The organism is Ruegeria sp. N11, from assembly GCF_056531525.1.
In genome coordinates, this window is the sequence record NZ_JBQFLX010000021.1 from 42,768 (window position 1) to 56,777 (window position 14,010).

The 14,010-nt window shown below is 55.7% G+C and carries 15 protein-coding genes; 8 read left to right on the forward strand and 7 right to left on the reverse strand.

The features are described from left to right. Window positions 1-2: 2 nt before the first annotated feature. Window positions 3-1,052, reverse strand: a complete 1,050-nt coding sequence (locus tag ACR0J8_RS19575; protein ID WP_480526706.1) for an aromatic ring-hydroxylating dioxygenase subunit alpha — start codon at window positions 1,050-1,052, stop codon at window positions 3-5. Window positions 1,053-1,150: 98 nt separating this feature from the next. Then, entirely contained in the window at window positions 1,151-2,104 is a 954-nt protein-coding gene (locus ACR0J8_RS19580) for a LysR substrate-binding domain-containing protein (protein ID WP_480891738.1), read from the reverse strand. Window positions 2,105-2,175: 71 nt separating this feature from the next. Here ACR0J8_RS19580 and ACR0J8_RS19585 point away from each other — a divergent pair, with 71 nt between their 5' ends. The 3 genes from ACR0J8_RS19585 (at window position 2,176) to ACR0J8_RS19595 (ending at window position 4,695) form a co-directional block, all read left to right on the forward strand. Further along, the gene (locus tag ACR0J8_RS19585) at window positions 2,176-3,261 is read left to right on the forward strand and encodes a hypothetical protein (RefSeq protein ID WP_480891741.1); all 1,086 of its coding nucleotides are present in this window, start codon (window positions 2,176-2,178) and stop codon (window positions 3,259-3,261) included. A gap of 156 nt (window positions 3,262-3,417) precedes the next feature. Next, window positions 3,418-4,374: a fatty acid desaturase family protein gene (locus tag ACR0J8_RS19590; protein ID WP_480526701.1), complete on the forward strand. Its 957-nt coding sequence runs from the start codon at window positions 3,418-3,420 to the stop codon at window positions 4,372-4,374. Window positions 4,375-4,377: 3 nt separating this feature from the next. Further along, window positions 4,378-4,695 (forward strand): non-heme iron oxygenase ferredoxin subunit, encoded by a 318-nt coding sequence (locus ACR0J8_RS19595; RefSeq protein ID WP_480526699.1) that lies wholly within the window; start codon window positions 4,378-4,380, stop codon window positions 4,693-4,695. 33 nt (window positions 4,696-4,728) lie between these two features. On the opposite strand, the gene ACR0J8_RS19600 is transcribed toward ACR0J8_RS19595, so the two are convergent. From ACR0J8_RS19600 to ACR0J8_RS19615, 4 genes are read right to left on the reverse strand one after another with little or no spacing between them, the layout of a single operon-like run. Then, on the reverse strand, window positions 4,729-5,610 hold the full coding sequence (locus ACR0J8_RS19600; RefSeq protein WP_480526697.1) for an amino acid ABC transporter permease: 882 nt from the start codon (window positions 5,608-5,610) through the stop codon (window positions 4,729-4,731). A gap of 55 nt (window positions 5,611-5,665) precedes the next feature. Further along, window positions 5,666-6,499, reverse strand: a complete 834-nt coding sequence (locus ACR0J8_RS19605; RefSeq protein ID WP_170613903.1) for a transporter substrate-binding domain-containing protein — start codon at window positions 6,497-6,499, stop codon at window positions 5,666-5,668. A 36-nt stretch (window positions 6,500-6,535) separates the two neighbouring features. Beyond that, window positions 6,536-7,378 carry an amino acid ABC transporter permease gene (locus ACR0J8_RS19610; RefSeq protein WP_170613902.1) on the reverse strand — a complete coding sequence of 281 codons (843 nt, stop codon included), beginning with the start codon at window positions 7,376-7,378 and terminating at the stop codon, window positions 6,536-6,538. 1 nt (window position 7,379) lies between these two features. Beyond that, on the reverse strand, window positions 7,380-8,126 hold the full coding sequence (locus ACR0J8_RS19615; protein ID WP_480492299.1) for an amino acid ABC transporter ATP-binding protein: 747 nt from the start codon (window positions 8,124-8,126) through the stop codon (window positions 7,380-7,382). A gap of 313 nt (window positions 8,127-8,439) precedes the next feature. Here ACR0J8_RS19615 and ACR0J8_RS19620 point away from each other — a divergent pair, with 313 nt between their 5' ends. The 4 genes from ACR0J8_RS19620 (at window position 8,440) to ACR0J8_RS19635 (ending at window position 11,938) form a co-directional block, all read left to right on the forward strand. Next, entirely contained in the window at window positions 8,440-9,018 is a 579-nt protein-coding gene (locus tag ACR0J8_RS19620) for a carboxymuconolactone decarboxylase family protein (RefSeq protein WP_480526696.1), read from the forward strand. Between the two features lie 11 nt (window positions 9,019-9,029). Then, complete coding sequence (locus ACR0J8_RS19625) at window positions 9,030-9,617, forward strand: helix-turn-helix transcriptional regulator (RefSeq protein ID WP_170613900.1); 588 nt, start codon at window positions 9,030-9,032, stop codon at window positions 9,615-9,617. Between the two features lie 12 nt (window positions 9,618-9,629). Next, window positions 9,630-11,006 (forward strand): MATE family efflux transporter, encoded by a 1,377-nt coding sequence (locus ACR0J8_RS19630; RefSeq protein WP_480891748.1) that lies wholly within the window; start codon window positions 9,630-9,632, stop codon window positions 11,004-11,006. Between the two features lie 482 nt (window positions 11,007-11,488). Further along, on the forward strand, window positions 11,489-11,938 hold the full coding sequence (locus tag ACR0J8_RS19635) for a MaoC family dehydratase (RefSeq protein WP_480442023.1): 450 nt from the start codon (window positions 11,489-11,491) through the stop codon (window positions 11,936-11,938). A 372-nt stretch (window positions 11,939-12,310) separates the two neighbouring features. On the opposite strand, the gene ACR0J8_RS19640 is transcribed toward ACR0J8_RS19635, so the two are convergent. Then, complete coding sequence (locus ACR0J8_RS19640) at window positions 12,311-13,258, reverse strand: Ntn hydrolase family protein (protein ID WP_480891751.1); 948 nt, start codon at window positions 13,256-13,258, stop codon at window positions 12,311-12,313. Between the two features lie 345 nt (window positions 13,259-13,603). On the opposite strand from ACR0J8_RS19640, the gene ACR0J8_RS19645 reads away from it, so the two are divergent. Continuing rightward, window positions 13,604-13,942, forward strand: a complete 339-nt coding sequence (locus tag ACR0J8_RS19645; RefSeq protein ID WP_170613896.1) for a helix-turn-helix domain-containing protein — start codon at window positions 13,604-13,606, stop codon at window positions 13,940-13,942. Window positions 13,943-14,010: the final 68 nt, after the last annotated feature.

Here is a 14,010-nt window from a genome sequence, read left to right on the forward strand (position 1 = left end):
CCTCAGGCAGATTTCGCGACGTTTTCCGTTGCGGCGTTTTCCGCCTCGATCGCGCGGTCAAGCACACGGCGGAACTGTTTTGCCCCGGCATCCAGGCCAAGATCTATGTGGGGCGTTTTGGCGTATTTCATTCCCTTGTGAACTTCTTCCAGCACGTCTTTGTCCTCAAGAAACGCCATTCGAGCCCCATCATTCATGAATTTCGAAACTTCGGCATTGTCCGGATAGGAGTTGCGGTGCTGGAACCAGAAATACCGCGTCCGGTCCTCATCAATCGGGGTCATGAAGTTGTACGAGATATTAATGAATGTCTCATCAACCGGGTCCTTGTCATATCCACCTGTACCAACGGGTGTGTAGATGGATTTGTTCAGTCCGATTGCCGGCATACACATCTCGTAATGCTGTAACCGGTCACAATCGCCGTCGAAGGACACCAGTTTCGCATAGTACGGAGACGGCGGCTTCTTCTCGATCCACCGGGATACGATCACGCCACGGTCCGTCTTCTCGACGTTCAGGGGTTCTTCGTCGGTGCCCGCGCCTGCAAAGGACGTAACGTGCACCCAGGCCACATGGCTGGGATCCAGCAGGTTGTCGCAGACCCAAAGGTAGTGGCAGTCGATGTCCATCACGCCACCATCGGTCAGACCCCAGCTTGGATCGTCGAAATTCTCCACCGGGAATATTTTGTCGGGATCGGCCAGTGCCGGATCGCCCATCCAGATCCAAAGCAGCCGATACCGATCAACCACGGGATAGGATTTCACAACCGCACGCCGGGGCGTCATGCCACGTTGTGTAGGGCTGTCGATACATGTGCCCGAACAGTCGAAGGTCAAACCGTGATAACCGCACTCGACCAGATCGCCCTTAAGGTTGCCTTTCGAGAGCGGCAGCTTGCGATGGGGACACGCGTCTTCCAACGCGACCGGAGTTCCATCTTGCTGCCGGTACAGCACGATATTCTCGCCCAGAAACGTCTCGGCCCTCAGGTCGCGGCTGATATCCTTGCTCCACGCAGCGACATACCAGCAGTTCTTCAGATACATGATCCGGATCTCCGTTCGGTTTGTTGGCTTTGCGCCAGTATGGAGCAATTTACCCGCGTTTCGCCATGCCGGATTGGTAATGCGACATATAAGGTAGACTAATTAGAAACCGGTGCAGGATCGGGTATGTCCGGCTGCGCCCGAGCCTCTGCCTGAATCCAGTTCAGGAACTCGCTTACCTTCTGGCTGTCCTTGGTTTCGGGTCGGCGCACAAGCCAGTAAGACAGGGGCGATTGCGTCAGGTGGGGAAAAGGCCGTACCAGGCGACCATCGCAGAGCGCATCAATAACCAGAGGCTCACGACCAAGCGCCACACCCAACCCTTCGATTGCGGCCTGCACAACCATATTCGATTGCCCCAACCTGCGCGTGCGTAGTGCAGTCGGCAAACTTAAATGACATTGCCGCGCCCAGAAATCCCATGTCGGGCTGGCCGTGCCATGGTGCAGGTTTTCATCCACCAAAAGCGTATGAAGGGACAGATCCTCGATACTCTGAAGCGTTGGCAGAAGGCCGGGCGCACATACAGGAAACAACTGTTCCTTCATCAACAAATCGACCTGAAACCCAGGGTATTCGCCCAGTCCATATCGAATCCCGATATCTGCATCGACGCGTGAAAAAGGGTGTTGCCCGGTGTCGGTGGCAATCGAAATCGAAAGATCCGGGTGGGCCAGGTCAAAGTGAATAAGCCTTGGAAACAACCAGTTAAAGGCGAAACCCGGCAAGCACGAAATAACGATTGTCCGGTCACTACGGGTTTTGTCCCGCAATTGCGTGCAAACATCTGAAATGCGCCCTAACCCATCGGAGATTGCCAGGGCAAGTTGCTCACCCTCGCGCGTGGGGCGGGACTGGCGCGCTCCACGGACCAGTAACTCTCTGCCAAGCCATTCTTCCAGAGACCTGACGTGCTGACTTACGGCGCTTTGACTGACACCCAGTTCTTCGGCTGCGGGCGAAAAGCCCGAATGGCGCACCACAGCTTCAAATGCGCGCAGCGCCGAGTATGGTAGGTTCAGGATCATATTAGCCACCCTAATGTCAGCCATTATTTCTTTCAAATGGATTAGAACCGCGTGCGTCCATTAAATTCATTAAAGTCAGGTATTAGGGGTTATTGATGTCCGACACGACGCCCGAGCGAGGAGCGCGAAATCTGCTGGTGAACTGTGCGCGTGCATCCGCAGGCGACCGGCTGCTGATCGCGTATGAACCCCCGGAGTTTGGGTATTTTGATGCCGACTGCGTCAAGGTGGTCAGAAATGCCGCCCAGCAGCTGGGGTTGGTCGTTGACGCGGTCGATGTCGGTTTCAACCCTGACAACCCGCATCTTTCGCCTGATCTTCTGGCCCGTTTTCAGGCTGCGGACATCATTTTGTTTCTGGCGCGTCTAGGGGATCAGTTGCGGTTTTCGGACATGCCGCAAGGCAAGAAGATCGTCGTCAGCTTTGCCGTGAATCAGGAGCTTCTGGGTTCAGGGTTTTCCAACGGACACCACGATGCCTTCATGGAACTCAAGGCCGACGTCAACGCGGTTCTGGACAGGGCGGAAGACGTGCGGATCACCTGCCCTCTGGGATCGGACGTGCGTGGGCGTCCCATGATGGATTTGAAACCCACTGGCGACACATCCATTTTGCGGTTTCCTATGTCCGTATTCACACCGGTTCCCGCGTACAGTTTTTCCGGTCGTGTGGCCATCAGCTTCCTGACGGGCACAGGATCGAAGTATTATGACGACTATACACTGGAATTTGACAGGCCGGTCTTCGCCATGATGGAGAACGGTCGCCTGACGCGGTTTGACGGTGACCCCGAAAATGCCGCCAGGGCCGAAGCGCACTATGATCGGGTCTCTGGACAGTTCGGCATCGACCGGAATTTTGTTCATTCCTGGCACGCGGGCATTCATCCCGGCTGCGGATACCCCTGGGACATGCGGGAAAATTTCGAGCGCTGGGGAGGTGCCGCTTTCGGCAATCCTCGCATCCTGCATTTCCACACATGCGGAGCATATGCCCCGGGCGAGATCAGTTGGAACGTGATTGATCCGACAATCGTGATCGATGGGGCGACGTATTGGGATCACGGTGTTTTCCACGCGGAAAGGTTGCCCAACGGTCCGTCGATACTGGCCCGGCATTCTTGCGCGGCGGATTTGTTTGCAAATCCCGATCCGGATATCGGGCTGCGCGTGGCTGTCTGACCTATCCCGGCTTGATCGAATCACGCTCTGGTTAGATAATCCATTGTTAATAAGGCCTGACCGAGTTGGCCTTATGGTGCGGAGCACTCCCGTCTCCGGTGCCGGATCATGTGCAGAGGGCGCGACCCCCACACCGGCAAAAATTGTGGAAATCACATGCCAAAACCAATCGTCACGCCGCTGACTCAGGCCCTGGCCGAAGGAAAACTCACGCGCGAAGAGCTCAGAAGCTTCATGCAACGTTCGAACGGACCGGGATTACGCCACCTGGCGCTTTGGGTCCTGTTACTTGCCTTTACATCAACACTCATCACTCTTGCCTGGGACAGCTGGCTGATTTGGCCTGCCATGTTCCTGCAAGGCGTCGTTCTGGTGCACCATTTCTCGCTGCAGCACGAATGTGTGCACTATACGGTATTTCGAACGCGCTGGCTGAATGATCTGGTGGGACAGATCTGCGGGCTGATCATCATATTGCCGCACCGCTTTTTCAGGTACGAGCATTGCGATCATCACACGTACACTCAGCTGACCGGAGAAGACCCTGAACTGATTCCGCTGCCCAAGTCCCTGGGGCAGTACTTTCTGTACCTTTCCGCTCTGCCCTACTGGCGCGGCAAGTTCACAGAGGTGTTTCGCCATGCATGCGGCCGCCTGAGCGAGGCAGAGCTTCGATTTATCCCGAAGGTCGAACACCAGGCCGTATTTAGGGACGCACGAATGATGCTTGGTATCTATGCCGCACTGGTCTTGGCCATGGCGCTGACCGGGTGGTGGGGTTTGATCTGGTACTGGATCATTCCGTTGTTTCTGGGCGAACCGGTCATGCGGTTTGTGCGCATGACCGAACATGTCGGGCGGCCCACTGTTGCCCGAATGTCGGAAAACACCCGGACCAATCTGGTTTCCGCACCGATGGCATTTTTGTGCTGGAACATGAACTATCATGCGGAACATCACTATGTCGCCTCCGTGCCGTTTCATGCATTGCCCCGTCTGCATGAAAAGCTGAAAGACCATATTTTCGTTGAAAATGGCGGGTATCTGGCCGCCCATCGCGACATTCTGCGGCAGATCTTGCAGCGCAAACGCGAACATGCGGCTGAGGTTTGAACGATGGCGGCTGAAAAAACCTGGCGCGATGTGATCGCGGTGTCCAAACTTGAGAAAAACTGGGTCACGCGGGTCGAAATCGGCCCGCGCATGATCGCGATCTACGATACGCCAACCGGCATCTACGCATCGCTGGCGTTGTGCAACCATGGCGGGGCCGATCTTTGCGACGGCTATTTTGATGGCCACGTGATCGAGTGTCCGCTGCATCAGGGTGCGTTCGACGTGCGGGACGGCAAGCCTGTGTCTGCCCCGGCCACGCGCTCTATGCGGGTGTTCGAGACGCGGGTTGAAAACGGGATGGTTCAGGCCCGTTTCTGACAACCGCGCTGAACGTTCAGACGGATTACGAACTCATCTTTTGTCTGATCGTTTTTCGAGGCGTGCAAAAAGACGGCTGAGACCGAAACATACGACAAAGTAAAACGCCGCGGTCGTGATCCACGCCTCGAATATCATTCTTGATGAAGCGACGAGTTCAACGGTCTTGTAAGTAAGTTCCTGAACCGAAATAAGTGACAGGATCGAGCTATCCTTGATCAGGGATATGAACTGGTTTGCCAGCGGCGGGACCACTTTTTTCATCGCCTGCGGCAGAACGATGTAGCGCAGTTCCTGAAAACGGCTCATCCCGATCGAACGGGCAGCTTCGCGCTGACCTTTTGGGATGGACTGAATCCCGGCCCGGACAATTTCCCCCACAAACGCGCTTTCGAACAGGGCCAGAACGATGACGCCGGAAACCAACGATGGGAAACGCCGCATTTCGCCGAAGAAAAACGTCCAGATCTGGTTGTCTTCCTGTCGTGCAATTCCGCGGGCCCAGCGTTCCAGGTTCAACGCATCGATCAATTGCTGGGACAGGAAAAAGAAGAAGATAAAGACAACAACAACGGGCGGGACATTGCGCAGGAATTCCAGATAGGTGCGCGCCAGCATCCGGATCGTCAGGTTGGCCGAACAGCGCGCGACACCCAGTATCGTACCCAGCAGCAAAGCCAGAATGCCCGAATAAATGCTGATGCGAATGGTGGCCGCCAGGCCCTGCAAAAGCAGGTTGGCAAAATACTCCTCACGACCTGTATGCCAGCCAACGATATATCCCGGGATCAGTTCCCAGCGCCACTTGTAGTTCAGCGTGCCTTCAATCGACACCCAGATATACCCGAAGAAGGCGAACAAAATCGCCATGATCAGGTAATCAGGCCATCTGAGTTTCTTGAGGAAGTTCTGCACCGGGTCCGCTCCGCTTTAGTTCCGGGGGCGGTGTGCCCGCCCCCGGTCGGATTTGTTACTGTGCAACCTGATCAGCCCACTCTTCGGTGGCGAACCAGTAGTTGTGACGCTCTTCCAGCCAGCCGGACCGCCATTGCTGGGCAATCCAGTTGTTGAAGAAGTTCATGGCGTCCGGGTCGCCCTTTCGCATGCCAAATGCTTCACCGCGCGGGTCGAAAAGTTCGCCCTCGAGAACAACCAATGTCTCGGGGTTGCGACCTGCCTCACGGTTGGGGGTCGGTTGCGACGCCATCGTGGCATGGGCATTCCCGTTCAGAACCTCCTGAGTGGACGCGCCATCTTCATCAAAAAGCAACAGGTTGGCTTCGGGGAATGCTTTGGCGATCACGGTCGCCGGGGTCGCGCCGCGACGGGCCGCGAAGGTCACCTCCGACGAATTCAGATCTTCGCGCGACATGCCTGCCGTCAACTCCTTGTTCGCCAGGATTGCAAGGCCCGAATATGCATATGGGTCTGTGAAATTGATTGTCAGGTTACGCTGTGCCGTCACGGACATGCCCGAGATGATCACGTCGAAATTGCCCGATACCAGCGCCGGAATGATGCCATCCCAGGCGGTGGGTACAAATTCAACTTCGACGCCCATGTCCTCGGCCAGTTTTCGGCCGACATCCAGTTCAAAGCCGATCAGATCGCCATTCTTGTCGCGCATCGACCATGGCACAAACAGCGACAGGCCGATCCGGATCACCCCGTCCTGTTTGATGGTTTCAATAACACTTTCGCTGGACAGTTCCTGGGTCGCGCTTTGCGCCCAGCCCGACGTCGCCACACCAGTCGCCACGACCGCGCCCAGGGCTGCCCCGAGCATTCTGCGAGAAAGCTTCATCTTGGTTCTCCTTGTTGTCCGACAATTGTTTCAGTTTTATTGGTCGACGGCATATTTCTTCTCCAGATGGCTTACGCCAATCGACAGGATCAGGGTCACCACCAGATAGACCAGTGCGATGGTGAACCAGATTTCGAAACTCATATACGTGTCTGAAATGATGTTGCGTCCGAAAGTGGTCAGTTCGGCCACTGCAATCACGCTGACAATCGCTGAGGATTTGATGAGGTGCACGACCTCGCCGGTCATCGGCGGCAGCATGAAACGGACGGATTGAGGCAGGATGATATAACGATACGTCTGGGCAGGGCTCATCCCGATGGACTTGGCGGCCTCCCACTGCCCGGTCGGAACCGCGTTGATCCCGGCGCGCAGGATTTCCGATATCAGGGCGGAATGGAACACGGCCAGCGTCAGGATGCTGGCGGTATAGCGATCAAACCCGAAAATCGGCCCCAGAACGTAATAGAACAGATAGAGCAGGACCAGCAGCGGGATGTTACGGATCAGCTCCAGATAACCGACGGCGACGGCCGACCCAACGACCAGACCGGACAGGCGCAGCAGCGCCACGAACAATCCAATAACGGTTGCCAGCAGAAACGCGGTGACCGATAGCTTGATTGTGGCCACCAGCCCGATCGGGATTTCACCCCATTCGAACCCCAGTTCGGTGTTGCGGTACAGAAATTGCGGCACCCTGTACCATTGCCAGTTGTATCCCATGCCCTGCGCGCCAACGTAAGAGCCATAGGCAATCAGCCCCACGATGATCGCATACATGACGACGGAAACGGGGACCGAGCCGAAAAAGCGCTTGTAGAGCGGTGGCTTGGGCAGCGGCTGGCCCTTTGGTGCAGATATGCCCAGATCGCTCATGTCAGTGTTCCAGTATCTGGTTCAGGAACAACCGGCACCGTTCGCTGGATGGGTTGGTAAAGAACTGTTCCGGCGGCGAAACTTCGACGATCTGACCGGCTTCCATGAAAACCATCGTGTCAGCGACTTTGCGGGCAAAACCCATTTCATGCGTGACGACAACCATCGTCATGCCTGTGTCGGCAAGCTCGACCATCACATCAAGCACTTCATTGATCATTTCAGGGTCAAGGGCAGAAGTCGGTTCGTCAAACAGCATGATCCGGGTCTCCATGCAAAGAGACCGGGCAATAGCCACGCGCTGTTGTTGACCGCCCGACAGCTGCGCCGGGTACTTGTCGGCCTGTTCCGGAATGTGGACACGGTCAAGATAGTTGCGCGCGGTTTCTTCGGCCTTCGCCTTTGGAACCTTACGTACCTTCATGGGGCCGATCATCAGGTTTTCCAGCACAGTCAGATGTGGAAACAGATTGAACTGCTGGAAGACCATACCGACTTCCTGACGCAACTCCCGGATCTCCTTGGCCCCTTCAAAAACCTCGATCCCATCAATCACGAGGCGCCCAGAATTATGCCACTCCAGCCCGTTGAAACAACGGATCAGGGTAGACTTCCCGGAACCTGAGGGACCACAGATGACAACCTTTTCACCCTGGTGAACGGTCAGATCGATATTCTTCAGCGCGTGAAAGCCACCATAGAACTTGTCCAGATTGCTTACCTCGATCATCGGAGTGGGTTGGTTCATGCCTGACCTGTTCTAATTCGGGATCGCATATTGAGGGCGTTGTGCGTTCAGGAAGCCTGTGGCGAGAGCGGTCGCCTTCGGAAAAACCTGCGCGCGGAACATTTGTTGCGGCGCAATTCTGGGTCGGCCCAAGCAGTGCCATCGACTTGGCGATACGATTGAGTAGGGCAATCTGGTAAGGCCATGGAATCCTCAATTCTGTTGCGCACTGATTAATATGGTTGCTTAATATGCAATATTCGTCAATAAAAAACTCAGCGGGTAGTTTCTGACTGCCTGAAATTTGAGCTGACGGCCAACGGAAGGAGCATGAATGTCTGCCTGGATTCGGATGATTTCTGACGAGGATGCCGACGATCAGCTAAAGGCCGCATTGGACCTGGCCCGTACGCCGCACGGAACCGTCGACAATGTCATGCGCGTGCATTCGCTGCGGCCCAATACGATGAATGGGCACGTTATTTTGTACCGGGCCTGTCTGCACGACGACGTCAACACCGTGCCCATGTGGTTTCAGGAAGTCATAAGTTCCTATGTGTCCACCCTGAACGGCTGCCCCTATTCCTATGCCAATCACTGGGCCAATGCCCGGCATTTGATCGGGGATGATGCACGCGCCGACAGAATTGAAGCCGCGCTGAAAGCCAACCGCCCCGAGGGCGCATTTGACGGCGCAGAGCTGGCAGCGATGGTCTATGCAGGAAAACTTACCCAATCGCCCGCCGCGATGGCCGAGTCTGACGTCTCGGCCCTGAAGGAAGCCGGATGGGACGACGGAGAAATCCTCGAAATCAACCAGATTGTTGGATATTTCAACTACGTGAACCGGTTGCTGAACGGTCTCGGCGTGACCACAGAGGGAGATGTCGTGGGTTACTACGCCGACGAGTGACGGGATGTACCATGCAGGATGACACTCCGGGAAGACAGATTGACCGCGCGATCGGTGCATCGCTGAAGGAGCTGCGCCAAAGCCGGAAACAATCGGCCCGTCGTCTGGCCGAGCAATCGGGCATTTCAGCAGCAATGGTCAGCCGCATTGAAAACGGGCTTGTGTCACCTTCGATCGATACATTGGCCGCATTGGCCGAGGCACTTGAAGTGCCCATCGTCTCGCTGTTTCGCGAAGCGCGGACAGATCACACCGACTATACCCTGGTTCGCCACGGACAGGGGCTGAAGTCTACCCGTCTTGCTGGCGGGCATTCCCATGAATACGTCAATCTGGCCCTGCATTCCCGCAAGGACCTGCGATTTCAGGCGCGGCGGGTCACTCTTCTGCGCGATGAAGGGCGCCCGCCGACTTATGTCGGCCACGGTGTCGTCTTTGTTCAGGCGCTGGAGGGTCAGGCTGTCTATCGTTACGGCGAGGCGCGATTCACCCTGTCAGCCGGGGACAGCATCAGCGTCGACGCCGAACTGAACCATGGGTTCGAAGAGGTTTTGACGCCAGAGTTCGTTTTTCTGACCGTTCAGGCCGAGCGCCCGTAAAGAAATGCTGAAATGGCCATTCCTGCCGAACTTGATCTGACGCGAGGGCCGATCTCGGTGCATTTTCGCACCTTGGCCATTCCCGGCGCCATCGGAATGCTTTTCAACACGCTCTACAACGTTGTCGACATGTTCTTCGCAGGGCTCTTGTCCACAAGTGCTCAGGCCGGGCTCGCACTTGGGTTTCAGGCGTTTTTTGTTGCGATCTCAATAGGCGTTGGGCTTGGCGCCGCCATGAGCGCACTCGTCGGCAACGCACTGGGCGCGGGTGACCATCGCAAGGCTCGCAGACTGGCTGCACAAGGCATGAGCTATGGCTTCCTGGCCGCGTGCGTTCTTGCGCTGGCTGGTCTGTGGTATGGTCCTGCACTGATCCGTTTGGTGTCCGAGCCCGGGGATTATCGCGATGCAGGTCTGCGGTATTTCTTTTGGTTGCTCCTTGCTCTTCCCGGCTTTCTGCTGGCCTTTTGCTGTAACGGTATCCTTCAGGCACATGGCGATGCCGTTTCCATGCAGCGGGCGCTGATTGTCGCATTTTTCGCCAATATCGGACTGAATCCATTGCTGATCTACGGGGTTCCGGGCCTTGTTCCCGGCATCGGGTTTGATGGTTTGGCAGTTTCAACCGTGATCAGTCAGACAGGGGTCATGCTCTTCCTGATACGTCAGGTCCTCAGACGGCGCAGGATGCAACGGATGCGGGCGCGGAATTTTGTTCCGCGCCTGGAAAAATTTGCTGAAATCTCGCTACAGGTATTACCCACATCCACATCGTTCATGGTGATGTTGCTGTCCGGGTTCGTGATGCAGTTTGCGCTTAAGATTTTTGGCGAACACGCAATCGCAGGGTACGGCGTGGCCATTCGTCTGGAGCAAATCCTGCTGTTGCCCGTGTTGGGCGTCACCGGCGCCCTTCTGCCCATAGCGTCCCAGAATTTCGGAGCCCGCGACGGTGCGAGGGTGCGCGAAGCCTTGTTCTATTGCTGGAAGGTTGGGTTCATCATGACCGCCATGGCCGCACCTGTCCTGTGGATTTTCGGCGGTCCGGTTCTGGGCCTGTTTACTGACGATCCCGAAGTGATCCGCGTGGGACTAAGCTACCTGCGCGTCGACAGCCTGATCCTGCCGTTCTACATGATGCTGTTTTCGATCAACTCGCTTTTGCAGGCACTGAAAAGACCGATCTGGACCGTCTGGATCAGCCTGTATCGGCAGGGTTTTGGGGTAGCTTTCTTCGTATGGATATTTGTCGGCCTGCTGAGTTTCAACGAAATCGGCGTGTGGATCGGAACGGCCGCAGCGGTCATAACCGGGTGGATGATTGCCCTTCTCATCACAACACATGTGGCACGTCGCGAGCTTGGTGGACTCTGGAAGCCGGTGATCTAGGCAGAGGCCGGTACGTATGCTGCTAGTGAAGAAGATCTGACTTTCCCACTAGCTCGTTCTCGGGGCCGCTGAATCCGTCCGGCGGGCCTGAGGGACGATATCACTCAGCGTCAATTGTTCCAATTTCGGCGCAATGTTCAGAAGGGCACTGCCATGTTCCAACATACCCGGGATTGAGCTTGCATGTACAAGACCGCCGGCCTTACGAATGATCAGGGATCCCCGCCAGAGCGTCCCGGGCATTCAGGTGCGCCACGTAGTAGGTGCAACGACATCCATCGATCACTTCGCCCAGGAGGTTCTGACTTTTTGCAGCAGTCCATCGGTCTCGCGACGAAAAGTGATTATTGAAGGCGGCATTCAACTTTATTGAGGTCAGTTTCAGGTTCAAACAAGTATACGTTGCGTTTGCCACTTACGTCTGATCGGCAGGCGTTGGGTTGTCGTTGACGGACAACTGCGCGTTTTTCTATGCTCTTGGAATGATCAGCGGCAAGTTTTTTGACGATCTGTCAGTCGGAGACACCTTCGAGACTGGTGGGATTACGCTCACCGAAGGCGCAATAATTGATTTTGCACTTACGCACGATCCGCAGCCCTTCCACGTGAATAAAGTGGCGGCGAAGGAGTCGATTTTCGGCGGGATCATTGCCAGCGGCTTTCAAACCATAGCGCTCACCTTCCGGCTGTTTCGTGATACCGGTGTACTTACTGGCACCAACCTGGGCGGCCATGGCATGGACGAGGTACGATGGCTCGCTCCGGTTTTCCCGGGAGACACACTTCGTGCTCGTGTTACGGTTGAGGTGCTCACACCGTCGCGCTCGAAGCCGGACCGGGGAACGGTACGGTTCCGCTATCTGACGTTTAACCAGGATGATATCGAGGTGCTCAATTTGGTTATGGATCACGTAATGGCACGGCGGCAATAAGTCGGTTGAATTTCATATTTCGGTAGTTGGGTTCTGAGTGTTTTCGGCGCCTCACCGGATCGCGGTCCTGGCCGGCCTCCGCACTTTAAAATCTGCTCGGAGCACTCTATCGCCAACGGAGAGGTTCCAGCATCCTTTCAACAGGTTGCCGAAGGCTATTGCACTCGCCCCTTTCTTACCGTTCGTCGGATTGTCGCACAGCTGCGTGGCGACCTGTCAGACCGTACTTCGGTTCAAAGGCAATATCCTGTCGCCGCCAGAGATTGGCAGTGCGCAACAAAGTTGACGGGGATATTGGCAGCGGGGCATTTCAATATAAGAAAAGCCCCCGTCGGGTAACGGGGGCTGTTTTTGAGTTTCATAGGAGTTGCATCAGGAGCCTGCTTCGGGTTTCGGGCACGGGCGGAACTCGATCATCCGCCCACCTTCGTTGGCTTGATCCATGGCATCCGCACAGACCTGACCACCGTTAAGATCGTGGGCGATTTTGGCATCTGTGATCGAGTACGAAATTTCCGCAGCGGTCGCGAAATCCCGCACTGTGATGACGTCGTCTCCCAGGATCGTTCTGCTGGTCTGTCTGGTGGTATAAGTCGCTCCGATGGTTGGGTCGATCACCTGCTGCGGGACACTGGCACCGCTGTCATACATGTTCTGTACCGTTCCCAAAGCTTCCGGCTTGGACATACCACCCAGAGAAATGTTCTGGTTAAGCCAGGTCAGACGCAGGTGTCGGCTTGCCGAGGAAATGTCCGCCGGAACGTTCTCTGCAGTCTTTCCATCTTCCGCATTGAACGCTGCAATGTTCTCGCGGTGGTACTGCAACAATGGCGCGTTCGCTTTTACCCCAAGGTCCGAACCTTCAACATTGCCGGAGTAAACCAGAACCTCACCGCCCTCGTTCACTTGGAACAGAACGACATCACCATTTGCGTCCACGGCCGAAACATGCACTCCGTGCTGACCCGCATGACCCAAATCTGCTGACCAGGCGAACTGGAACTCACCCGAGTTATACGCCTCGGCGATTTCGGGGGCGGTGTCGTACATTGCGACCAGATAACCCGGCGCGTCGGCCAAGTTCACGGCCGGGGCGCCATTGTCCTTGTAATCACCAATGTAGTCTGCACTGGGGGACATATAGAGCGTATCCGCAACCATTCCCTTGTCGTTGAAGGCCTGTGCCTGAACACCGTGGAAAGACTCGTTCTCTACCCAAGCTACAGTGAAGTTCTTCGCCGGTTCATCTGATTGGCGCGAGTATCCATAGGCTTCGTAAGATGTGACGTCATCGCCAACGCCGAAAGTCACAAGATCCATTCCGGTTTTTGTGCCCTAATCTACTGAGCGAACACAGGCGACACCGTGGTCTGATTGCTTGGCAAGCCGCGAGCAGGCGTCCGCTGATGACGCCAATGCGGTCGAGGCCATGAGGGTTGCCATCATTACTTTTGAAAAGAGGGTCATTGTCGTTTCTCCGTCTATCTAGTGTGATTGATCATCTCTGTTAGGCCGATATAGACGTTGAATCATCTATGTGCAATGATTTTTCGCACATCTCCGGTATTCTGTTTTTGCAATGCCACCTTTGTCGGTACCGTTGACTGATGTGTAGATCGCCATTAACCCAAGGAATGACAGAACATTATTTACCGATGGAAAATCATGCAGGTTGAGAGCGACGTCGAACTCGGAAAGCGAATTGCAAAAAAAATCGCGGACCTCATCGAAGAACAAGGCACCAACCCTGGTGCTGTAGCGAAAGCGGCGGGGCTTGGCGTGACGTCGGTCAGAGACCTGCTGAGCGGCAGGGCGCGTACGCCGAACGTCGCAACTCTGGTTCGAATAGCGAATGTGCTTCACGCTGATCCGGGAGACCTCATTAGCCCCCAGCAAAGCGACCCCCAGGCAAATGCACTGTACTTTGCGTTAGACGCGGACAATCAACGCCGTATTCGCGCCATCATGCGAGCGTTGCTCAGCGATCAGGAAGCACGTCAGTAATGCTATTCCGAAAGGGAACAGCGCACGTCAGTCATGGGCTCGGTGTCGACCTTGAACACTCGCACCAA

Coding starts and splice junctions, on each gene's coding strand:
- ACR0J8_RS19575 (WP_480526706.1), bottom strand. CDS start 1,052: ATGTATCTGAAGAACTGCTGGTATGTCGCTGCGTGGAGCAAGGATATC.
- ACR0J8_RS19580 (WP_480891738.1), bottom strand. CDS start 2,104: ATGGCTGACATTAGGGTGGCTAATATGATCCTGAACCTACCATACTCG.
- ACR0J8_RS19585 (WP_480891741.1), top strand. CDS start 2,176: ATGTCCGACACGACGCCCGAGCGAGGAGCGCGAAATCTGCTGGTGAAC.
- ACR0J8_RS19590 (WP_480526701.1), top strand. CDS start 3,418: ATGCCAAAACCAATCGTCACGCCGCTGACTCAGGCCCTGGCCGAAGGA.
- ACR0J8_RS19595 (WP_480526699.1), top strand. CDS start 4,378: ATGGCGGCTGAAAAAACCTGGCGCGATGTGATCGCGGTGTCCAAACTT.
- ACR0J8_RS19605 (WP_170613903.1), bottom strand. CDS start 6,499: ATGAAGCTTTCTCGCAGAATGCTCGGGGCAGCCCTGGGCGCGGTCGTG.
- ACR0J8_RS19610 (WP_170613902.1), bottom strand. CDS start 7,378: ATGAGCGATCTGGGCATATCTGCACCAAAGGGCCAGCCGCTGCCCAAG.
- ACR0J8_RS19615 (WP_480492299.1), bottom strand. CDS start 8,126: ATGAACCAACCCACTCCGATGATCGAGGTAAGCAATCTGGACAAGTTC.
- ACR0J8_RS19620 (WP_480526696.1), top strand. CDS start 8,440: ATGTCTGCCTGGATTCGGATGATTTCTGACGAGGATGCCGACGATCAG.
- ACR0J8_RS19625 (WP_170613900.1), top strand. CDS start 9,030: ATGCAGGATGACACTCCGGGAAGACAGATTGACCGCGCGATCGGTGCA.
- ACR0J8_RS19630 (WP_480891748.1), top strand. CDS start 9,630: ATGGCCATTCCTGCCGAACTTGATCTGACGCGAGGGCCGATCTCGGTG.
- ACR0J8_RS19635 (WP_480442023.1), top strand. CDS start 11,489: ATGATCAGCGGCAAGTTTTTTGACGATCTGTCAGTCGGAGACACCTTC.
- ACR0J8_RS19640 (WP_480891751.1), bottom strand. CDS start 13,258: ATGGATCTTGTGACTTTCGGCGTTGGCGATGACGTCACATCTTACGAA.
- ACR0J8_RS19645 (WP_170613896.1), top strand. CDS start 13,604: ATGCAGGTTGAGAGCGACGTCGAACTCGGAAAGCGAATTGCAAAAAAA.